This is a genomic window from Paenibacillus foliorum, from assembly GCF_013141765.1.
Taxonomy (GTDB): Bacteria; Bacillota; Bacilli; order Paenibacillales; family NBRC-103111; genus Paenibacillus_S; species Paenibacillus_S foliorum.
The window spans coordinates 68852-91223 of the sequence record NZ_WHOD01000119.1 but is presented as its reverse complement, the minus strand read 5'-3'; the positions used below and the strand labels follow the sequence as shown (position 1 = coordinate 91223).

Genomic DNA, 22372 nt, shown 5'->3' with positions numbered 1-22372 from the left:
GATAAGCAAACGTTTGAGGTGTAAACCAATGGGAAAAAATAAACGATGGGTGCAGCTGGTTATTTTTTCTGCTGTTCTTTTGATTGGGGCTTTAACGCTAATCAACAACTTGTATGCTAAGGATAAAAAGCCGGTAGAAGGAAGCAAGGCACCGGATTTCACTCTTGTTGGATTAGATGGCAAGGAGCATCAGCTGTCTGATTATAAAGGGAAGACGGTAATGATCAACTTCTGGGGTACTTTCTGTCCTCCTTGTAAGGATGAAATGCCTGCGATCCAGCATCAGTTTGATAAACGAAACGCACAGAAGGTGGAGTTTTTGGGCTTGAACTTGGGCGAAAGCAAGATTACTGTCCAAAATTTCATTGATCAGTACAAAATTACTTTTCCAATCTTGTTAGATGATAACGAGGAAACGCGAAAGCGCTACGGTGTTATGAATTACCCCACGACCTTTTTTGTTGGCCCCGATGGTAAAATCGCCAAGATCTGGATCGGAGAAATGACCGAAGCCTTCATTGAGCAAACCATTGCTTCCATTACTGCCGCTTCTAAGTAAACGCTCTTAGTATCGCTTCAGCGAAATACAGGAAAGCAGCTGGAGTGATACTATCTCCTGCTGCTTAATTCTTGATTAGTGTTTTTTCTCCAATAAAGTAAACGACTAGGGAGTTTACTAATCTCAACTACAAATAACGATTAGAGTTATTTGTCTTGATGGTTTACGTCAGTGGAGTAAAAGAGAGCTGCAGGAGATTTCACGCGCCCCCTTTTGAAAGAGTATTCCTACAGCTTATTCTTTTCCAATTAAGGGAACACTCTTTCAACAGCGGCCGAAGGCGCTCTCTTTTACGCAACGCTGAAACTAACTCACATATTAGCTCTTAGGAGGACCACCATGATTCAAAACACAAAATGCGAATGCGGCCACCAGAATCATGTAGGTACCGTTCTTTGCGAATCCTGTGGAAAACCCTTGTATGAGGTCACAGGAGAGGCTCCACTGGAGATGCGTTACGATGGGGTGGCCAGACGATCACAGAAGGAAAATCCCAACCTGCTGGATAGAGTATGGAACTTCTTTTCTTCCGTAAAGATCGCGATCTATCTGATAATAATTACACTTATAGGATCATCGCTCGGAACCATTTATCCTCAGGAAAGTACCTTTCTTAATTTTGATCCTTCTACCTACTATAAGGACACCTACGGAACATTTGGAGAAATTTATTATTTAACCGGTTTATCGCACACATTTGAATCATGGTGGTTTATAGGGCTCCTATTTATGATTGGGACTTCACTTGTCGTCTGCAGCTTAGATCGTGTGCTTCCACTTTATCGTGCCCTGAATAAACAGCAGATCCGCAAGCATCTGGACTTTATTTTACGGCAAAAGGTATCTTATGATGGACAGTTAAGAAACACAGGTACGGATACTGAGATTTCCAAGGCTGAGGAATTGGCATGGGTCGATCAAGCAGCAGTGCTGCTAAAAAAGCAGAACTACCGTGTACATAAAGATGGAACCGCATTACTTGCAGAGAAATACAGGTTTAGCCGTTGGGGTCCATACATTAATCACATTGGTCTTATTATTTTTCTCATGGCTGTGTTAATGAGAGGTATTCCAGGCTGGCATATGGATCAGCACGTTGCTTTTCCCGAGGGCCAAGCCATTAAAATTACCGATACGCCGTATTATTTGAAAAATGAAAAATTTACGCTTGAATATTATAGCGAGCAGGAAATGTCTGAGGGGTTCCGCGAGAAACAGCAAGCTGTTCCTAAAGTGTATGAGACCAAGGCGGTCTTATATGAATGCACAGCTGATTGTAATGAATCCGGGAAAGAGCCGCAGCTCAAGGAAGTATACCGTCAAGACATTATCGTCAATACGCCGCTTCAATATAAAGGTTTTATGGCTTATCAATTCGATTATAAGGAATCACCGATGCTGATTTCAGTGAAGCCGACGCTCAAGAATAAAAAAACAGGCGAAGCATACGGCAGTATCGATCTTTCGATGTCAAGGCCTGCAGAAAGCTATAAAGCAGGTGCTTATACGCTAACATTGAAGGCTTATTTCCCTGATTTTGGTTTGGATTCCAAGGGAGTGCCGATGACAAACTCGAATGAACCGAAAAAGCCTGCCTTTATTTTTTCTATAACCGGACCTGATTTGCTGCCACAGGGCGAGCCTTATCTTTATTTCCCAAGACAGATTGATAAGGAAGCATTTCAGCAGGATAAAATCAATGGAGCGATGGCGGACAAACTGGAATTGTCTGTGAATTCAATGACGGATGTGAAATTCTCTGAATATATCAGTTATTTAAATATACGTATTGATCGTGCCATGCCATTCGTTTGGGTAGGAGCAACGATTTCAATGATTGGCTTAATTATGGGCTTTTATTGGCATCATCGCCGGATCTGGCTTCGTATCGATAATGGAAGATTAGCATTGGGGGCGCATACTAACAAAAACTGGTTTGGCGTCCGTAAAGAAGTAGCTCAAATTCTTCATAAGTCAGGAATCGATGTAGATCCTAAATCGTTAGAAGCAGGAGTGGTGAAATAGTGGATAGCAGTATGTTTTTATTAATCGCGTTTATTGTGTATAATGCGGCATTTCTGAGCTTTGTTATCGCAATTCTCGGTAAAAAATGGAATAAGGAGGATCCTGAAGCGCACACAAGAAAATGGGGCAACATTGCAATAGGTTTGTCTATTGTTGGATTCCTTGGCCATATATCCTTTTTCTTCTTAAGATGGGCGGAAGGCGGCCATATTCCAATCAGCAATATGTACGAATTCATGACCTTTCTCGGCATGATGATTATGTTTGCTTTTATCATTGTTTATTTTATATACCGTGCACCGGTGCTTGGTGCATTTGCACTGCCGGTTGGCATCATCATTATTGCTTATGCTTCGGTATTTCCAAAAGAAATTCAACCACTAATCCCTGCCTTGCAAAGCTATTGGCTCAAAATCCACGTAACTACTGCAGCGACTGGCGAAGCCTTTTTTGCTGTCGGGTTTGCGGCAGGACTTATGTACTTGCTGCGCAGCGTTAATTTCAAAAGCAAGGAAGCTGCCGATCGTAAGGAGCAGCGTGGAGTTGAGTTCACGTTATTTTTTCTTGTTATGATCGTAGCGTTCGTGGTGTCTATATTCGGATTCAATGCAACAGGCTATCATGCCAAGTTCGCAAATGATGTTACATATACCGATAAAGAGGGTATTGTGCAAACTGTTAAGCAGCCTGTAGATTACGTGCTGCCGCCGATCTTTAAGCCATACGAAGGGGAGCAGTTGGACATGAAGCCGTTCCTCGGTATGACGGAAGCTCCATTCGAAGCTCCTTCTTGGATGAAGGGTGCAAATGCAGGACGTAAGCTGAATACGGTTGTATGGTCTGTTCTTTCAGGCTTGATCTTGTATGGTTTGCTGCGGCTCATTGCCCGTAAGCCTTTGGGTATGATGCTAAGTCCTATGCTTAATGGCATTGATGGAGAGGATATCGATGAGATCAGCTACCGGGCGATAGCTATTGGTTACCCCATATTTACGCTCGGTGCATTAATATTCGCCATGATTTGGGCTGCTGAAGCCTGGGGACGCTTCTGGGGTTGGGATCCCAAAGAAGTATGGGCTTTGATCACTTGGTTGTATTATGCAGCTTATTTACATTTCCGTTTGTCAAAAGGCTGGCAGGGTAAGAAGTCTGCATGGCTTGCTGTTATCGGCTTTATGGTTGTAATGTTTACATTAATCGGCGTTAACCTTGTTATTGCCGGACTTCATTCTTACTCGGGCGTATAATTAATTGGAAAAGAGTTGATATCGATGCTAGAAGCAAAGATGACCATATTGGTTGTAGATGACGAAGAAAGAATTCGCCGCTTATTGCGGATGTATTTGGAAAAAGAAAATTTTATTATCGAAGAGGCGGAAGATGGCGAGACTGCTCTGAAATACGCGCTAGAGGTTGATTATGATTTAATACTTCTCGATGTCATGCTGCCGGGTATCGACGGTAATGAGGTGTGCGCTAGATTGCGTCAGGTGAAGTCTACTCCAGTTATTATGCTTACAGCTAAAGGTGAAGAAACGAACCGTGTTCAAGGGTTTGAAATGGGCGCTGATGATTATGTTGTGAAGCCCTTCAGTCCACGTGAGGTGATTTATCGGGTCAAAGCGATTTTGCGTAGATCTTCGGTAACGGCTTATCTATCCAAGGAAGTAAATACAAGCAACAATATTGTGTTCCCGAACCTTGTAATAGAGCATGATGCCCACCGCGTAAGCGCTGGCGGTCAAGAAGTGGCGCTTACTCCTAAAGAGTATGAGCTGCTGCACTATTTGGCTGTTTCTCCTGATAAGGTGTTTTCCAGAGAAGAGCTATTGAAGGACGTATGGAATTACGAGTTTTTTGGGGATCTGCGCACCGTGGACACTCATGTTAAAAGGCTGCGAGAGAAGTTAAATAAGGTTTCTCCTGATGCTGCATCCATGATTACAACCGTGTGGGGCGTGGGCTATAAGCTAGAGGTGCCTAAGTAAAGTGTTTATTTTAAAAAGCGTAGTAGGTAAGCTATGGCTGACCATCATTGGATTGGTAGCTGTTATACTGGTTGTGTTAGGCTTGTTTCTTAGCCAATATATTGAAACCTCATTTCCGAAATCACAGGATCAAACCGAAAATTTGCATAGAGTAGCTATAAAAGTAGCAAGCGGTATTTCCAATCACATGGAAGAGGATCGCTATATAACGTTAGTAAATGACTTATTGAGTGCACAGGAAGCGACCGTATTTATTATTAATACCGATTATAAGCAGCTAAATACGTTTCGCGATAATGGCAATTTGAATGATATGCATTATGATGATTTTTTTACCAAGCAATCGCTCCAATCTGTGTTTAGTGGTGAGTCGATAGATAATCAAATTGCTGGAACTGGAACAATAGGCGGGAAAAAGCAGCAGACAAATAATTTGTATTCTGCTGTAGCTGTACCGCTGATGGACAGCATTCAGCAAAATATTATCGGCGCGGTTATATTGTACCAGTCCACTCAATCGGTTGAGGTGACGCAAGCCTACGTAAAGCGAGTATTTGCTTATGTTGGAGTTATCGGTTTTCTGATGACTACCTTTTTCACCTTCTTTCTCTCTACGAAAATTACTCAGCCTTTGCTTCGCCTTAAGAAAGCAGCTGATTTGATTTCACACGGGGAATATGGCACAAGAGTTCCGGTAGCCTCAACCGATGAAATTGGTGAACTAGGCAGAACGTTTAACCGCATGGGCGAGGAGTTATCGGATACAATTAAGGCTTTAAGCCATGAAAAAGAGCATCTATCAAGCGTACTGCGAAGTATGACAGATGCGGTTGTGACGTTCGATGCGGATGGGAATGTTATCTTAACCAACCCGCAAGGGAACAAAATTATTACGGAATGGAACGAGATTCAGTGGAACGATGATTTGAAGTCAGAGGGTTCTATCGTTACTTCTATGGAAATACAGGATAGCAAGATACCCGAACCGATGAGGATGCTGTTTGATGATGTGATAAGCGGGGCACATGAGATTTCATCCAAGCTTCACGTACAAAATGAAGTTTGGTCCGTTGTAATGGCACCACTATATTCAAGAGATGCAGTACGTGGTGTCGTAGCTGTACTTCGTGACGTGACAGAGGAGTTCAGGTTAGATAAGCTGCGTAAGGATTTCGTTGCTAATGTATCACATGAGCTGCGAACGCCTCTATCGATGCTTCAAGGATATAGTGAGGCATTGCTGGATGATATCGCGGGAACCCCTGAAGAACGCCAAGAGCTTGCTCAAGTTATTCATGATGAGTCGTTACGTATGGGAAGGCTAGTGCGTGATTTATTGGATTTGGCTCGGATGGAGACAGGCAATATAGAACTCCATTTCAGACCAATGGAAGTCGGAAGCTTCATGAAACGAATTCATCGCAAGTTTGCTGTGTTATCTAAGGACCAGAACATCTCCTTAACCTGCGAACTACCGGATCAAGAACTGATCCTGCATGAGGCTGATGAAGACAGGCTAGAACAGGTAATGACAAATTTGTTGGACAATGCTTTTCGCCATACCCCGCGTGATGCAGCGATTGAGATGCGAGCGGAAACGATTCAGTTTAAAGGCGAGAAGGCTGCGCTTATTGAAATAAGTGACCAAGGCTACGGAATAGCGGCAAGCGATTTGCCTTACATCTTTGAGCGTTTCTATAAGGCCGATAAGGCTCGTACAAGGGGCACTTCAGGAGGAACAGGTTTAGGACTGTCAATCGTTCGAAACCTTGTGGAGGCACATCAGGGCACTGTACAGGTTAAAAGCACTGTAGGCCAAGGAACGACATTTTCCGTAATTCTTCCTCTGAAAGACCCAAAAATGTAAAAGAGAGCTTCCGATTCTAGGATCGGAAGCTCTCTTTTTGTTGAAACGTAAGATTTTATCTTGTTGTTCGTGAAACAATCAGGCTTCGTAAGTAGGCTTAGCCTCGAAAAATACTAGAGAGATAGCTCGCTCACGTGAGTCAGCTCAGGCAGCTGGATCAATTGGCCTAGGACTTCCTTTGGAGTTTGCTTATCAGTCGTCAATACCATAATAGCAGAACCGCCAAACACTTTACGGCCTACCTGCATGGTGGCGATATTGACGTCATTGCTTCCAAGCAAAGTTCCGACTTTACCAATGATACCTGGTTTGTCATTATGTGAGATAAGAAGAAGATTTCCGTTTGGAGTAATATCTACCGGATACTGGTCAATTTGAACGATACGCTCGCCATAACCGCTGAGTAGAGTTCCTGCTACGATGTGCTCTTCATTTTTGGTTTTAAGTGTAACAGATAACAAATTAGTAAAGGTTTTGCTTGCTGCCGATTTTTGAATAACGACATTAACACCACGTGATTTGGCAAGGTGCATCGCATTAACGATGTTCACGCCTTCCAATTGGTTAGATAAGATGCCTCTGACAATATAGCGAGTAAGTGGATTAGTGTCCACATCTGCCAAATCTCCAGCATAGCTTACAACGATTTCCTTAACAGCACCTTCAGTTGTTTGTCCAATGAATTGGCCCAGCTTTTCTCCAAGCGAGAAGTATGGCTGAAGCTGATTCAGTACGGTTGCTGGAACCGGAGGCATGTTAACCGCATTTTTGAACGGTTCATCGCGTAGGATATGAAGCACTTCCTCGGAAACATCTATAGCCACGTTCTCTTGAGCTTCAACAGTCGAAGCTCCCAAGTGAGGGGTTACAATGATCTTTGGATTATTTAAGAAAGGATGGTCAGCTTGAGGCGGCTCTTGCTCGTATACGTCAAAAGCAGCTCCTGCCACGATTCCAGCGTCAATAGCTTCAACCAATGCCAACTCATCAATGATGCCGCCGCGGGCGCAGTTAATAATTCTTACGCCTTTTCTCATTAATTCAAATTGTGGACGGGCGATAATATGGCGAGTTTCGTTAGTAAGTGGTGTGTGGACAGTTATGAAGTCCGCTTGAGCTGCGATTTCATTAACTGTACCTAGCTTCACGCCAAGCTTCTCTGCACGCTCTTCCGTTAGGAAAGGATCATATCCGATGACTTCCATGCCGAATACTTTCGCGCGTCTAGCTACCTCACTACCGATACGGCCCATGCCGAGAATACCAAGTACTTTATTACGTAGCTCGACACCGACGAATGTTTTACGATCCCACTCGCCTTCAACCGTTTTTTTGTATGCTTGAGGGATGGAACGAGCTACTGCCATCATCATGGCGAACGTTAATTCGCAAGTGGCAATTGTATTGCCGTCAGGAGCATTAATAACAACGATACCGCGCTGAGTTGCAGCTTCGAGGTCGATATTATCGACTCCAACACCTGCACGGCCAACAACCTTAAGCTTAGGAGCTGCTGCCATGATTCTCTCGGTTACTTTCGTCTGGCTGCGTACCATCATTGCATCATAATCAGCAATGATTGCAATCAGTTCATCTTCGGATAGGCCTGCCTTCTTATCCACTGTTACATCAGCTGCGTCATTCAGCAGTTGGATTCCCAAATCGCTGATGCCATCCATAACTAACACTTTATACATTCTTAATGACCTCCAATTCATATTTAAACAAACACAAAAAAACTCCTAATCCCCATACGATTGCCGTATACAAGGGACGAAGAGTAACTTTCGTGGTACCACCCTAATTCGTTGCAAGCTCGCACCTGCAACCTTATGGGTCCTTGTTAAAGACCCAGAAATATAACGGTTTCTACCCGGCTGTACCTAGAGGAAGCAGATATTCTAATGAATAACCCTTCACTTTTCAGCTCAGCAACTCTGGAGTGCTTTGTGTAAACAATAATGTCCGATTCGCACCTATCATCGGCTCTCTGTGCATTAGCAAGTTTACACGTTCTCCGTCAATGTTTTGTTACAAATGAAATTTTCATAAGCGTAACATGACCTGGAAGGCCATGTCAATAGATGAAGAATGTTGTCACAGCTTATTCAAAACCTAAGGAAAACAGGGGTGTGCACTTCATAAAAAAATGTTGACTTGTGTAAGAGCACTACCATATTTTATGGCAATCTCGGCAGAATTGCAATGGTTTTGGGTTGATCTAATATGAATTTTCGTTTATTCTTCAATCAACACTAATGAGAGGAGTGACGAATATGGATTCATTTGAAATCATTTCACCAAGAGAATTTACCGGATTACTTAATAAGGGTGAACTGGAAGATGCTTTAGTCATAGATGTACGCGAACAGATGGAATGGGAATATTATCACCTGGAAGAATCGATTTTAATCCCCATGAATACTATTCCTGCTAATTTGGATCAGTTACCCAGGGATCGCAAGTTATATATTATTTGTGCGCATGGCGTACGCAGCGCGAATGTATGCTATTTCTTACAGGAGCAGGGGTATGAGGATGTAATTAATGTCGACGGTGGCATGGCGGCTGTTGCTATGCTTAGAGGGTTTCAGTACGATTAGGACATCTGTGCTATTCAAATGAAAAGCCATCGTTGTAGGAGCAAGGCTCCTACACGATGGCTTTTTTTCATAATATACTGTAAGGGCTCACTTCGATAGTGTATCACTAATTTTGACTTGAGAAGAATGGGAGCTGCGGAAGGATTTCATTCGGATAAAATTTCGCTTTATTCCGGATAAAATCGCCCGTACGAACAGCTTCCGTTGCCAGAAGTACACTGATTACTTGTTGAACCTCGGTCAGATTCATCTTCTTAGCTTGTCCGGATGCAATGATTTCATCGATTCGAACAGATAAGTCTTGTGGAGTAAAGGGTGTGAAGGATTTGCCGGTTAAAAGTGCTTGTGCTATGTATTCGTTCTTCACGTTCAGACTTAATGTACCCCAATCAGTAAGGAGAAGCGATTTAGTGAGATCGACCTTTTTTAGCTGTGGATTATCAGCTTCATTCCATTTAATGATGGATTCATAATAGTTTTTTTGCGAGTTTAGAGAAAATTGCTGAGCTTCGGATAAATAAACATCCTTATCCATTAGCTTAACCAGTTCGGATCCAGGCATTCCATTCGCTCTGGCGGTTAGACTGTTTAGCGCTTCATTAAATAGCTTAAGGCTCTTCGCATAATTTTGTTGAGCTTCTTGAAGCAGTGGAGAAGAATCGGGCATGGTTTTATTGCTTAATTCATCGTATTTCTCTTTAGCCAGCTTACTTAATTCTTTTAAAATAAGGGCCCCATCGGCAGAGCGGTTTTGCTCCAATTCATTGATTTTCTCAAACCATTTCTTATGAAATTCCCTGTAAGGCTGATAAATGGTATGATAGTAGGACACCAAATATTGTTGATGATAAGCAGAGTATCCATTAGCTACTTCATTTTTCTTGAAGAGCAGGTCCTCATACTTTGTTGTGGCTCGTTCTTGTCCCATCCTTAGACCAAAGAAGAAGGTGCCAAGAGCAAGTACAAGCATAAAGATAAACATGATGGCAAATAAGTAATCGGTACGTGACAGCCGCTTATTCATGACCCTAGCTCCTTATCTTAAATTCTATTGATAGTATAGGTGATATTGTCGAAAAAGGGAATAATTGATGAAAAAAATTAATTTCAAACAGTTTAAATTTCAAAAAGTGGATATCCAAACTTTAGATGACAGAATGCTTTTGATCAACTTGTACATGACGCAGTTAGTCGTGTTTGTGATAGCATGTATTATTATGCTATTTCAACGACCTTCCTTGGGAACGATGTTATCTTTAGAGAAAGGCATATATATTCCAATTTGGGGGATAGCTTTTGCCGGGGTAGTGCTCCTTGTCGATATTCTTGTCTCGAGATGGGTTCCAGCAGAAGTTATGGATGACGGCGGTATTAATGAAATGATTTTTAAAAATCGTCCGTTATGGCACATTGCGTTACTGTCGTTTGTTGTCGCTATTTGCGAAGAATGGTTATTCCGCGGCGCGATTCAAGCATCATGGGGTCCCTATTGGACAAGTATTCTGTTCGCTGCTATTCATATCAGGTATTTGCAGCATTGGCTTATGACAGGCTTGGTTTTTAGTATAAGCTACGGGCTGGGCTGGATCTATATTCAGACAGGGTCGTTGTGGACACCAATTGTTGCACATTTTATTATCGACTTTATCATGGGTTGCATCATTCGCTACAGGAGAGAAGATTAATGTTTTCCAATTCAAATCAAAATCTGCAGAATCAATCAAATGACATGAAAAAAGGAACGGCAGAAGATCAGCAGGATGATACTTTTCTTCCTCCGCGCAATGCGGTCCATCCAACTGAGAAAGAAAAATGGCTGCGCATTTTCTACCGAACCTTATTATGGTTATTTATATTGCTGGTTGTAGGGCTGTTAGTGTGGGGCTGGCGTAAAGTTAAAGGAGAAGCTTGACATCCGTAGGGTGTAAGTTAGCTGCTTATAGGGAAAAATTAAAAAGCCTCCTGCAATATGAAGTAAGCTGCATGGCTTCATATTATGGGAGGCTTTTTATTATGGGTTTACCTCGATAAGTTCTGGATCAACAAAGCCGTATTGCTTCTCCTCCAACTGAGTAAGCATGCTATCCAAAGCCTTTTCAGTCCAGGGCAGCTCGTGCATTAAGATGTTGCTGCCTCCTCTTAGCTGCTCCATAACATTGCTGATTACCTTATTCGGATCATTTTTCTTAGCGGACATTTCCCAATCCAAAGATCCATTTGACCATGTCATGTATAGCATGTTTTCTTGTTTCACCTTGGCTCGCAATTCATCACTGCCTGAACCAAAAGGCGGGCGGAAAAACTGGGGTGCGCTGCCTGTTAATTCCTTCACAATTTTCTGGACGTCTTCGACTTGCTGATCTATTTTATCCTTGCCTTCTTTCTTTAAATCAATATGGTCCCAAGAATGATTTCCAATCGTTTGGCCGCGCTCCTTAATTAGCTTGAGCAGCTCAGGCTTTTGTTTTACTAAATAACCATTAACGAAGAAGATAGCTTTGGCTTTGTGTTTATCCAATGTGTTTAATATGCCTTCCAGTACTTCTTTGTTGCGTGGACCGTCATCAAAGGTGAGCAATACAACCTTTTTATCTGTAGTAGCAGGATCGATTGGAACTATGTCGTAGGATTTTGGATTCATTTTGTAAAGTTTGGTTGTCGTTTGAGGAGCGGCTGCCTGCTCATTAGATGCATTAGGTTCTTTACCGGCGGCAGGAACTTTAGAATCAACGATTGGGGGAATAGGGACAGCTCCCGTCTGCTTTTCGGGAATTGGTTTTTGGTCTGTGCTCTGAGGCGTATTGATGGTTGTTGAACCCTGAGCAGTCGGCACCGTAGGTGAGGGCTGCTGTGATGCAGCAGGTGTACTTGTATTATTGGAGCAGGCAGTTGTGGTTATTATCAGCAATGCAGCAAAGAGTGTTGTAAGTTTCATATTCATTTGTAGTTGCTCCTATTCATGATGGTTTCCTAATTTTATCATGCATGCTTCGTTCGTACATAGTAAAAAATAAGATTGAACCTATTCGGATGGAGGGATAACATGAAATTAGGATCATTTTTGTTTGGTGGATTAGTTGGAGCAGCAGCAGTCGTATATTTGAATAATAAAAGCAAATCGATGTTATTTTCCGCATTAAGCAGCAATCAGTCGGTTGGGAATATGATGGACAAAGCGAAGGATAGATTCAACGGTGCTTCAGATTCCTCAGCAACCCATGGATTTGAGGGCAAAACGAATAATAAGTCGGCTTCATCCACATCTTCATCAAATGGCTTCAAAAAGGAAGATCCTTTCTCTACAAACAGTAACAGCGGACTTGGCAAAGTTGAAGAAATCATTAAGCAAGATCCGAAGTTAAATGAAACAGTTCAAGAAATTATCGCTCAAAATAATAATGGCAAAGAAACTTATCAAACACAATAGAGCTTCGTATAGAACTTCTTTTTAAGGAACGGTCATTTATGTTAGCCAATCTAATTTACCCATAAAAAGCTGGGCATAAGCGGATTTTTCGCTTATGTCCTTTTCTTTTTTTGTGAGCACAAGACATTTTTTGTTATGTTGTGATATAATACTCATATAATTGAATACAAGCTGTGAAGCTTACTCACCTTTTTAACCTTACTTCATAAGCTGTTATTATAAGTGGCGGCAAGGGAGGAATCCTGTATGAAAATGGAGCGTTTAAGTCAGGACAAGATACGGATTTTTCTCACATTCGACGACTTGACGGAGCGAGGCATTCAAAAGGATGATATGTGGAGGGAGATCCCTAAGGTTCACGAGCTTTTCAGTGATATGATGGATCAAGCTTACACCGAATTAGGATTCGATCCTTCGGGACCTTTGGCTGTCGAAGTTTTAGCGCTACCCGCTCAAGGAATGGTTGTTATCGTCACACGCAGCAAGATGGACTTCCATCATTCAAGCGATTCTTATGATGAGGAAGTCGAAGAGATGTATGAATTAGAGGTCACATTGGAGCAGTCCGATCAAATCTCTTATGTGTTTCATGATTTTGAAGACCTCGTACGTATGGCCAAAGTGTTACAGCCGATGGTAACCGATGGTGGTATCTTATTCTCCTATAAGAACAAATGGTTTTTGCAGCTCGATGCCGTTGATATGGAAGAGAGCGGTTATCAAGCAGTCATAGCAGTTCTATCGGAGTATGGAGATGCAGCTTCCGTAACTCGGGCAGTTCTTGAGGAATACGGTAAAACAGTTATTGCTGCTGATGCTGTTAATGTACTCTGTACGCACTTCAAATAATTGCCCAAAGCATTCTCAAAAACAGTATTGTTTTTGTGGGGTGCTTTTTTGCGGTTGGGCAGGGCTCTACAACGTTTTTTAGTTCGTATAGAACGGCTGAAAATACAGCACGTTTTTATTTGTATAGGGAATGATGAATCAGGGCGGCGTGAAAGTGTAAGAATACAAACAATGCAGTAGCAAAGGATGGTTCTGATGACTGAAAACTTAAACGTGCTTCAAGCCACACAGCTGATCATCGAAGAGGCTCTAACCAAGCTTGGTTATTCTTCCGCGATGGTAGAGCTGCTGAAAGAGCCTATGAGGATTATGACAGTACGAATCCCTATTCGAATGGACGATGATTCTATCCAGATATTTACGGGCTATCGAGCGCAGCATAACGATGCTGTTGGACCAACCAAGGGGGGCGTTCGTTTTCATCCGGAAGTGACGGAGGACGAAGTTAAAGCTCTGTCCATTTGGATGAGTTTAAAATGTGGCATTGTTGATTTGCCCTATGGTGGGGGAAAAGGCGGAATCATATGCGACCCGCGGAAGATGTCTTTCCGAGAACTTGAGCGATTGAGCCGCGGATACGTAAGAGCCATTAGTCAAATTGTTGGGCCTACCAAGGATATTCCAGCGCCTGATGTAATGACCAACTCCCAAATCATGGCCTGGATGATGGATGAATATAGCCGAATTAGAGAGTTCGACGCTCCCAATTTTATTACAGGCAAGCCATTGGTGCTTGGCGGCTCTCATGGACGCGAAACGGCGACAGCCAAAGGCGTTACCATCATGATCGACCAGGCATTAAAGAAGAAGGGAATCCCTCTTCATAATGCACGCGTTGTTATTCAGGGCTTTGGAAATGCGGGCAGCTATTTGGCCAAGTTCATGCATGAGATGGGTGCCAAGGTAATTGGTATATCAGATGCATATGGAGCACTTTATAATAAGGATGGTCTTGATATTGAATATTTATTGGATCGAAGAGATTCCTTCGGGACGGTAACTAAGCTTTTTAAAGACACCATTACAAACAAAGAATTGTTAGAGCTGGAATGTGATATTCTTGTTCCGGCAGCAATTGAGAATCAGATAACCTTGGAGAACGCTGAACGTATTCAAGCCTCTATAATAGTTGAAGCTGCCAACGGTCCTACTACATTGGAGGCTACCGAAATTTTGACTGACCGGGGAATTTTAATAGTACCTGATGTACTTGCAAGCGCTGGTGGTGTGGTCGTTTCTTATTTCGAATGGGTACAGAATAACCAAGGGTATTACTGGACAGAAGCTGAAGTGCATGCCAGATTACAAGAAATGATGGAAAAAGGCTTTGAGAATGTCTATAATGTTCATATCACGAGAAAAATTAATATGCGTCTGGCCGCGTACATGGTCGGTGTACGTAAGATGGCTGAAGCCTCCCGTTACCGCGGCTGGGTTTGATTTTTTATTTATAGTAATGGCAGGTTTTATTGGATTTCTTATTTTCTGACGAAGGAAATAATGGAGGTCAGAGTAACTGCCGGAGAGTTTACGTGCTGCCTTTGATAATGGATTATCTACCTTGTAAAATTCTAACCGAATAATCGATTATCAACAGTGGTCGGAGGCAGTTACTGCTGATCCGGAATTATGTACTTTTGTCAGAAAATGATTTATCCCATTAAAACCCAGGAACGGAGGGGACACGTTGAGCGTCTTGTCAGTCTTGACGGCGGCCATTGCGCCGGGTGTCGCTCTGCTGGCTTATTTTTATTTGAAGGACCGGTACGATACTGAGCCTATTCATCTGGTTATGAAATTATTTTTGTTCGGTGTGCTCCTGGTTTTTCCGGTTATGGTGCTGCAGCGGGCATTTGCTCATGGCCTAGGTGATGATCCGCTCATATTTTCATTTATCATCTCTTCGGGCTTAGAGGAATTTTTAAAATGGTTTATCGTTTACATTGTAATATATCAGCATGCTTCATTTGATGAACCGTATGATGGTATTGTGTATGCAGTAGCCGTATCCCTTGGTTTTGCCACATTGGAAAATGTGTTTTATGCCTTCCTTAACTCGGCGACTATAACCTCACTATTGTCTAGAGCGCTGCTTCCTGTTTCCGGTCATGCGATGTTTGGGGTCATGATGGGTTATTACTTAGGAAAATCGAAGTTTACACCTGATCGCAAAACTAGGTACTTGGCATTTTCTATTTTATTCCCTATTTTTTGGCATGGTTTATACGACTATATTTTGCTGACTACCAAATCGAACTGGGTGTGGTTTATGATTCCATTGATGGTATTCTTGTGGGCGCGCAGCATATGGAAGGTCAATCGAGCCAACTCCAAATCACCGCTCCGAGTTATGCAAGCAGAGGATCAGGTTAAAATATAACCGGTTTGTCCATACTGCATAGTAATATTACAAACCGGAGGGAATGCATGACGGTAAACGATCGTGTCAAAGTGACCATTCGCTGTAAACAATGCGGCGAACGCTTTGTACTTAAAGGGAGAAGAGAAAAAGGGAAAATTGATACAGGGTTCAAGCAATGTATATGCAGTAATGATTCTGATTTTGATATTGATACGAATGGTGTGTGAGAAGCCTTGCGGGCTTCTTTTTGTTTTGACCGTTTTTTGAACGATTATGTGCATAAGACTTCTTCCTTCAGCGAAAACTAAGCCCAAGTTTGGCTGATGAAGGGAGATTTCACGAATATGTATAGAAGATTAAGTTATGTCATGTTCCCCATCTTGTTTATAGCCTTGATTGGAGCCGGTTTGTGGGGATATTTAGAGCATCAAGAAAAAAATGCTATTTTGATCAAAGCCGAAAATCAGTACCAAAGGGCTTTTCATGATTTATCGTTCCATGTAGAAAGTCTTCATAATGAATTAGGGAACACGTTAGCAGTCAACACATTGTCCCAGGATTCGTATAAAAAAGGTTTAATCAACGTCTGGAGGATCACCAGCCAAGCGCAAAGCGAAATTAATCAACTGCCTTTGACACTACTGCCTTTTAATAAGACGGAGGAGTTTTTGGCCAATATGGCTAATTTCTCTTACAGAGCCGCAGTTCGCGATTTAACTAAGCAGCCGTTGACTGAAGAAGAAATGAAGACATTGAACGCGCTGTATACACATGCTTCTGAAATTTCAACCGATCTTCGGAGCATGCAGACCAAGGTGCTGGATAATAACTTACGTTGGATGGATGTTGAGACGGCATTGGCTACGCAGAAAGAGCCACTGGATAATGTAATCATTGACGGCTTTCAAACGGTTGACAAGAAAGTTGCTGATTATTCGGACGTGAAGTGGAGTCCCACCATGTTAAATGTTTATCAAAAGCATGACATGAATATGTTATCAGGCAATAATGTGACTGCTGAAGAAATTAAGCAAAAAGCAGCTCAATTTCTTGGAGTGCAAGATACTAGTTCTTTTCAAGTGGTTGAAAATGGTCCCGGAACTGAATACCATTCCTTTAGTGTTTCTGCACCTAAGGAGAATTCATTGGATGGGATTCACATGGATTACAGCACTAAAGGCGGTCAATTGTTGTGGTTTTCATTTACAAGGGATGTAAAGGAGAAGAAGCTGGATATTCGCAGTGCCAGAGATACTGCAGCTGAATTTCTGGATTCACATGGCTACGCTAATATGACAGCAGTAAGCTATGATGAGTATAACAATATAGGTAATATTACGTTTGCAAGCCGAGATAACGAGATCATCAACTATCTGGATAAGTTAGCGGTTAAGGTAGCGCTTGACAATGGTGAGGTGACTGGACTTCAAGCAACAGATTATGTATTTGATCATAAGGAACGCCAATTGAAGGCTGCCAAACTAACAATCGAGGAAGCTCGAAAAGTGCTGAATCCGAACTTTAAAACGGAGCATGAGGCGTTGGCGCTAATACGCAATGATACACAAGAGGAAGTGTTGTGTTATCAATTTATGGGTAAGATTAACGGTGGTGTATACCGGATCTATATTAATGCGGAAACCGGCGTTGAGGAGAAAATAGAGAGGCTTCGACAAAATGATGAAAATGTAAGCAAAACATGAGTAAATTTTAAGGAGACTTTTACAAAGTCTCCTTTTTTTTGCTTCCCATCTGTTCTCGTCATGCTATAATAAATGGTAGAGTCTAGTACTATGGTACTGGTTATAACATCGATGGGAGGTGCAAACATTGCTTCCAAAAGTAAATCAAATTTTACATATACAAATAAACTCGATTGATGAGGAAGAAGCAAAGCAAGAGTTAAAGTCGAGAATTTCTGATATTAGTTCAAGCTATATCAGCATGGAAGTTCCGATTAACGAAAAAACAGGCCGTTTAAAGAGGTTGTATGTAGGAGATGAGATGTCGGCCTATTTTATAACCGACGGCGGTGTTAAGAACTATTTTACATCCTCGGTATTAGGTTTTTCAGATGATGTCATCCGCATGGTTCATATTAAGAAGCCGGAACCTGATGCCATTACTAAGGTTCAACGTCGTAGCTTTCTAAGAGTGCCTGCAGAGTTGGAAATGGCTGTGAAATTTTCGGAGCAGCTGCAATTTATAGCCGTAACGGATGATGTTGGCGGAGGTGGCATATCTTTTATTTGTGACGGATACATACCACTGGATAATCAACAAATTGTAAGCTGCTGGTTATTGGCCAATTACAGGAACGGGCAGATCGAGCATATCCCTTTTAATGGAGAATTGGTTCGCGTTAAGCAATTGGAGAGCGGAAAACAGCAGGTCATGATGAGGTTTGCTGAAATATCCGACAGAGACCGGCAGAAAATTATCCGTTATTGCTTTGAACGACAGCTGGATTTCCGTAAACGTTAATGCATAATTTACCGTTATATGGACAAACTACCTCCAAAAGTATTTTATGGAGCGGTGACTGTGGTTCATAATAATGACTCCAAACAAACTAGTAGTTATGAAGAACTTTTTTTGCAGTTTTCTTCTTTAGTGGAGAGATGGCTTATACGAATAATACTCGGATTATTGACGTTATTGTTGATTTTTCAGCTGTTACTGCAGTATCCAAGTATCCGTTATTTTTTAGTGAGAGTGGAACAATTGGAGGGGGTATCTTTCATTCGTTCGGAATGAAGGAAACTGTCACAACAATGATTAAGAGGGAGGCGTCTTTGCAATCCCTCTTTCACCTATGGTATAATTTTCTTCGATCACAGGCAGGGCCTGTTAATTAAAGCTTTATCGTATTTTCTTTTTATTGCTGGGAGGCCCGTGTTTTGGATAAGTTCAACATTGCTATAGACGGTCCGGCGGGAGCAGGGAAGAGCACTATTGCCCGGCTTGTTGCCAACACATTAGGATTTGTTTACGTAGATACCGGGGCCATGTACAGAGCAGTCACGTGGAATGCACTACAAAGTGGTTTGAGTCTGGATCATCCAGCTGAGATTATTGCTGCTACAGAACAGATGGAGATTCGTCTTGCCCCTGGTGAGAATGGTCAACAGGTGTTTGTGAATGGACGAGATGTGACAGTGGATATCCGTTCAGCTGAAGTGACGAATAATGTGTCACAAATTGCTGCCATTGCTGAAGTTCGTCGAAACTTAACTGTCAAACAAAAGCAATTGGCCGTTGATAAAGGAGTAGTTATGGATGGCAGAGATATTGGCAGCCATGTACTTCCTAACGCAGAGTTGAAGGTGTTTCTAACGGCTAGTGTGAGGGTAAGAGCTGAACGAAGGTACAAAGAAATTCAAGATGACCGTACAGATGTTACCTTGGAGCAGCTTGAAGCCGAAATAGCGGCAAGGGATAGGATGGACGAGTCAAGGGAAATTGCACCTCTGATTCAAGCACCGGATGCTGTTCTGCTAGATACTACCGGCATGCCCATACCTCAAGTGGTTGAACGTATATTGGAGCTTTGCAGGACTGAAGTCGGCGGAGGTAAATAGTATGCTTTATTCAACGCTTCGCGCCCTTTTTCATTTTATATTTCGGTTTGTTTTTCGTCTGAAAGTTGTTGGTTTGGAGAATGTTCCGCACGGCCAACCCGTCATTTTATGTGCTAATCATACAAGTAATATGGATCCTCCGCTGTTAGGGAGTCCGTTAGTAGGAAGACGTGTACATTATATGGCGAAAGCTGAGCTATTCGATGTTCCTGTACTTGGCTGGGTTCTTCCAAGAATAAGTGCATTTCCAGTTAAACGGGGCGGAGTAAGCAAAGAATCGATTCGCTTGTCGCTGCAGCTGCTGAGCGAGAATAAAATTCTTGGCATTTTTCCTGAGGGCTCTAGAAGTAATGCAGGGGGGATGGGCAAGAAGGGTGCTGCGAGCTTAGCCTTGAAATCAGGCGCAACAGTTGTTCCTGCGGCTATCGTTGGTGGATACAAGCCATTTAGACAATTGACGTTGGTATATGGCAAACCCGTTGATATAAGTGAATTTGCCGATCAAGGGTCAGAAGGACTCGAGCAAGCTACTGACAAAATTTTGTCGGTTATCCGTACTATGGTAAAGCAATACGAATCGAAATGATAGAATGTGGAATACTTAGAAAAACAATTAACCGCGTATTTTTTTTGCGTCGGTAAATTATATAAGACAGCAGCAATTGTAACTAATAAATTATTGGTTGAGGTTGCTAATCAAGGAGGGAATTGAACCATGTCAGAGGAAACAAAAGTAGAACAAAACGTTCAAGCAGAAGAAGTACAACAAGAGGTATCCCAAGAGGAATCTATGGCTAATGTAGCGATTCTGAAGAAGGGTGATACAGTTAAAGGTACGATTATTAAAGTCGACGACGATCAAGCATTCGTTGACATCGGTTATAAGTATGATGGAGTAATACCAGTTCGCGAGCTTTCATCCGTAACAGTAGGTAGCGCAGGTGAAAGTGTTCAGGTTGGTCAGGAAGTAGAATTAAAGGTACTATCCATCAATGACAGCAAGGAGAAGCTGGAGCTTTCCAAGCGTGTAGTTGACAGTGAAAAAGCATGGGAGCAACTGACAAGCGAAATGGAAAACAAGACGATCCTTGAGGCTGTTGTAGCTGAGGTTGTCAAAGGCGGTCTTGTAGTTGACGTTGGCCTGAGAGGATTCGTGCCTGCATCGATGGTTGAGCGTTCTTTTGTTGAAGATTTCAGTGATTACAAAGGACGTACACTTAGATTGCGTGTAAAAGAGATGGATCGTGAAAAGAACAAAGTAATCTTGTCCCAAAAGGACATATTGGATGAAGAGTTCGAAGCGAAAAAGAAAGAGGTCTTTGCGAATCTTTCCGTTGGTCAAAAATTAGATGGTACAGTTCAACGTTTGACGCAATTTGGCGCTTTCGTTGATATCGGCGGAGTAGATGGCTTAGTGCATATCTCCGAAATGGCGTGGCATCATGTTGAAACCCCTGCTGAAGTTGTAAAAGAAGGCGATCAAGTGAAAGTTCAAATCTTGAAGCTGGATCCTGCTAATGAGCGTATTAGCTTGAGTATTAAAGCAACACAACCAGGTCCGTGGCAGCAAGTAACTAGCAGCTTCAATGTTGGTGATATTGTAACCGGTACTGTAAAACGTCTTGCGCAATTCGGTGCTTTCGTCGAAGTGGCTCCAGGTGTTGAAGGTCTAGTTCACATTTCTCAGATTGCACACCGACATATTGCAACTCCTTCGGAAGTATTGAAGGAAGGTCAAGAGGTTCAGGCGAAAATCCTTGATGTTAATGCTGTAGACAAACGCATCAGCTTAAGCATCAAAGAAACAGAAGAAGCTCCAGCAGCTCCGGAACGTGCTCCTAAATCTGATAGACCAGCAAGAGCGCCTAAAGAAACTGTTATTGCTGAAGAATATCAAAATCAAGGACTTAACTTGACACTAGGCGAGCGCTTTGGCGATAAGTTGAGCAAATTTAAATAAGTTGAAATAATATCATGGGATTTTAGGAGGAGTCAGGGTGCGTATTCCAAGAAAAATGGAGCATGTTCATCATGCTCTCCAACTTGGGCAAAGTGGTGAACAAGGCTTTACTGACATCAAATTGATACCTAATTGTCTCCCTGAAACTTCTACTGAGCTTATTTCATTACAAACAATAATCGGCGAACTCACTCTGAGCTCGCCGATTATTGTTAATGCCATGACAGGCGGAGCGCAGGAGACAGAAGAGATCAATCGGGAGCTGGCTGTTGCTGCAAGGGAAACTGGACTGGCAATGGCGGTTGGTTCACAAATGGCCGCTATTAAAAATCCTGAGCTTGCTTCCAGCTACCGAGTCGTTCGTAAGGTGAATCCGCGAGGAATCATCTTTGGCAACTTGGGGAGCGAGGCTTCATTAGAACAAGCGGAACGAGCTGTTGAGATGGTGCAGGCTAATGCTCTGCAGATTCATTTGAACGTCATGCAGGAGCTGATAATGCCTGAGGGTGATCGTAATTTTATTGGTATGCTGGAGCGGATCTCGTTAATAAATGAAAGAGTCGGGGTTCCCGTTATTGTCAAAGAAGTAGGGTTCGGGATGGCTCAGGAAAGCGCGGCTGCTTTAGTACAAGCAGGTGTGAAAATTATTGATGTGGGCGGATCTGGGGGCACCAATTTTGCAGCTATCGAGAATGCGCGGCGTACTCTGCCTATGAATTGGTTGAACGACTGGGGTTGTAAAACGGCAGTTTCACTAATGGAAGTAATGAATATCTCCAATTCGCTGAATAGCGCTATACCATCCAACATTTCAGTAATAGGATCTGGAGGAATACGCAGCACTCTAGAAATATGCAAAGCACTAACTCTGGGGGCATCGGCTGTTGGAATCGCAGGAACGTTCCTCCGAACGCTACGTGCTGAAGGTACATCAGCATTAGTCAAACAAATTACTGATTATCATCAGGAGTTAAACCTGATTATGACAGCGTTGGGAGCTCCAACTATTCAGAATCTATGGAATGTCCCTGTAGTCATTTCAGGAGAAAGTGCACAGTGGTGCGAGGTAAGGGGAATAAATGTCCGGCAGTATGCCGCTAGAACAGGATTGATAAAAATTACATAATAAAGCCATACTAAGAACTGGTACT

22 protein-coding genes and 1 other annotated feature are annotated in these 22372 nt (G+C 42.5%); of the genes, 19 read left to right on the top strand and 3 right to left on the bottom strand.

The features are described from left to right. Positions 1-28 precede the first annotated feature (28 nt). From resA to GC093_RS31190, 5 genes are all read left to right on the top strand, one after another. Complete coding sequence (resA, locus tag GC093_RS31210; RefSeq protein ID WP_171655848.1) at positions 29-559, top strand: thiol-disulfide oxidoreductase ResA; 531 nt, start codon at positions 29-31, stop codon at positions 557-559. 339 nt (positions 560-898) lie between these two features. After that, complete coding sequence (resB, locus tag GC093_RS31205; protein WP_171655847.1) at positions 899-2584, top strand: cytochrome c biogenesis protein ResB; 1686 nt, start codon at positions 899-901, stop codon at positions 2582-2584. An 11-nt stretch (positions 2585-2595) separates the two neighbouring features. Next, entirely contained in the window at positions 2596-3831 is a 1236-nt protein-coding gene (gene ccsA, locus GC093_RS31200; protein WP_171655946.1) for a cytochrome c biogenesis protein CcsA, read from the top strand. Between the two features lie 24 nt (positions 3832-3855). After that, entirely contained in the window at positions 3856-4572 is a 717-nt protein-coding gene (locus GC093_RS31195) for a response regulator transcription factor (RefSeq protein ID WP_171655846.1), read from the top strand. A gap of 1 nt (position 4573) precedes the next feature. Continuing rightward, the gene (locus GC093_RS31190) at positions 4574-6439 is read left to right on the top strand and encodes a HAMP domain-containing sensor histidine kinase (RefSeq protein ID WP_171655845.1); all 1866 of its coding nucleotides are present in this window, start codon (positions 4574-4576) and stop codon (positions 6437-6439) included. 113 nt (positions 6440-6552) lie between these two features. Here GC093_RS31190 and serA read toward each other — a convergent pair whose 3' ends face one another. Beyond that, positions 6553-8136, bottom strand: a complete 1584-nt coding sequence (serA, locus tag GC093_RS31185) for a phosphoglycerate dehydrogenase (RefSeq protein WP_171655844.1) — start codon at positions 8134-8136, stop codon at positions 6553-6555. A 69-nt stretch (positions 8137-8205) separates the two neighbouring features. After that, positions 8206-8472: a binding site (T-box leader), on the bottom strand. 243 nt (positions 8473-8715) lie between these two features. Here serA and GC093_RS31180 point away from each other — a divergent pair. After that, complete coding sequence (locus tag GC093_RS31180; RefSeq protein WP_171655843.1) at positions 8716-9042, top strand: rhodanese-like domain-containing protein; 327 nt, start codon at positions 8716-8718, stop codon at positions 9040-9042. Positions 9043-9148: 106 nt separating this feature from the next. Here GC093_RS31180 and GC093_RS31175 read toward each other — a convergent pair whose 3' ends face one another. Continuing rightward, positions 9149-10066, bottom strand: a complete 918-nt coding sequence (locus tag GC093_RS31175) for a BAR domain-containing protein (RefSeq protein ID WP_171655842.1) — start codon at positions 10064-10066, stop codon at positions 9149-9151. Positions 10067-10133: 67 nt separating this feature from the next. Here GC093_RS31175 and GC093_RS31170 point away from each other — a divergent pair, with 67 nt between their 5' ends. After that, positions 10134-10727 carry a CPBP family intramembrane glutamic endopeptidase gene (locus GC093_RS31170; protein ID WP_171655841.1) on the top strand — a complete coding sequence of 198 codons (594 nt, stop codon included), beginning with the start codon at positions 10134-10136 and terminating at the stop codon, positions 10725-10727. Further along, positions 10727-10954 (top strand): hypothetical protein, encoded by a 228-nt coding sequence (locus GC093_RS31165; RefSeq protein ID WP_171655761.1) that lies wholly within the window; start codon positions 10727-10729, stop codon positions 10952-10954. The genes GC093_RS31170 and GC093_RS31165 overlap by 1 nt, the downstream gene beginning before the upstream one ends. A gap of 99 nt (positions 10955-11053) precedes the next feature. On the opposite strand, the gene GC093_RS31160 is transcribed toward GC093_RS31165, so the two are convergent. Then, positions 11054-11983 (bottom strand): polysaccharide deacetylase family protein, encoded by a 930-nt coding sequence (locus tag GC093_RS31160; protein WP_171655840.1) that lies wholly within the window; start codon positions 11981-11983, stop codon positions 11054-11056. A 102-nt stretch (positions 11984-12085) separates the two neighbouring features. On the opposite strand from GC093_RS31160, the gene GC093_RS31155 reads away from it, so the two are divergent. From GC093_RS31155 to fni, 11 genes are all read left to right on the top strand, one after another. Beyond that, on the top strand, positions 12086-12469 hold the full coding sequence (locus tag GC093_RS31155; protein ID WP_171655839.1) for a hypothetical protein: 384 nt from the start codon (positions 12086-12088) through the stop codon (positions 12467-12469). Positions 12470-12715: 246 nt separating this feature from the next. Further along, the gene (locus GC093_RS31150) at positions 12716-13318 is read left to right on the top strand and encodes a genetic competence negative regulator (RefSeq protein ID WP_171655838.1); all 603 of its coding nucleotides are present in this window, start codon (positions 12716-12718) and stop codon (positions 13316-13318) included. A 195-nt stretch (positions 13319-13513) separates the two neighbouring features. Further along, complete coding sequence (locus tag GC093_RS31145; RefSeq protein ID WP_376768691.1) at positions 13514-14758, top strand: Glu/Leu/Phe/Val family dehydrogenase; 1245 nt, start codon at positions 13514-13516, stop codon at positions 14756-14758. Between the two features lie 247 nt (positions 14759-15005). Further along, positions 15006-15698: a glutamic-type intramembrane protease PrsW gene (prsW, locus tag GC093_RS31140; protein WP_171655836.1), complete on the top strand. Its 693-nt coding sequence runs from the start codon at positions 15006-15008 to the stop codon at positions 15696-15698. A 47-nt stretch (positions 15699-15745) separates the two neighbouring features. After that, entirely contained in the window at positions 15746-15907 is a 162-nt protein-coding gene (locus tag GC093_RS31135; RefSeq protein ID WP_171655835.1) for a hypothetical protein, read from the top strand. A 117-nt stretch (positions 15908-16024) separates the two neighbouring features. After that, a complete protein-coding gene (gene ypeB / locus GC093_RS31130) occupies positions 16025-17383 on the top strand; it encodes a germination protein YpeB (RefSeq protein ID WP_171655834.1) in 1359 nt (452 codons plus the stop codon). Between the two features lie 127 nt (positions 17384-17510). After that, positions 17511-18164: a flagellar brake protein gene (locus GC093_RS31125; RefSeq protein WP_171655833.1), complete on the top strand. Its 654-nt coding sequence runs from the start codon at positions 17511-17513 to the stop codon at positions 18162-18164. 416 nt (positions 18165-18580) lie between these two features. Beyond that, positions 18581-19261, top strand: coding sequence for a (d)CMP kinase (cmk, locus tag GC093_RS31120; protein WP_171655832.1), 681 nt, complete (start codon positions 18581-18583; stop codon positions 19259-19261). A 1-nt stretch (position 19262) separates the two neighbouring features. Next, positions 19263-19847, top strand: coding sequence for a lysophospholipid acyltransferase family protein (locus tag GC093_RS31115; RefSeq protein ID WP_171655831.1), 585 nt, complete (start codon positions 19263-19265; stop codon positions 19845-19847). A 129-nt stretch (positions 19848-19976) separates the two neighbouring features. Beyond that, complete coding sequence (rpsA, locus tag GC093_RS31110) at positions 19977-21221, top strand: 30S ribosomal protein S1 (RefSeq protein WP_171655830.1); 1245 nt, start codon at positions 19977-19979, stop codon at positions 21219-21221. A 55-nt stretch (positions 21222-21276) separates the two neighbouring features. Beyond that, entirely contained in the window at positions 21277-22347 is a 1071-nt protein-coding gene (gene fni / locus GC093_RS31105) for a type 2 isopentenyl-diphosphate Delta-isomerase (RefSeq protein WP_171655945.1), read from the top strand. The last annotated feature ends 25 nt before the right edge of the window (positions 22348-22372 follow it).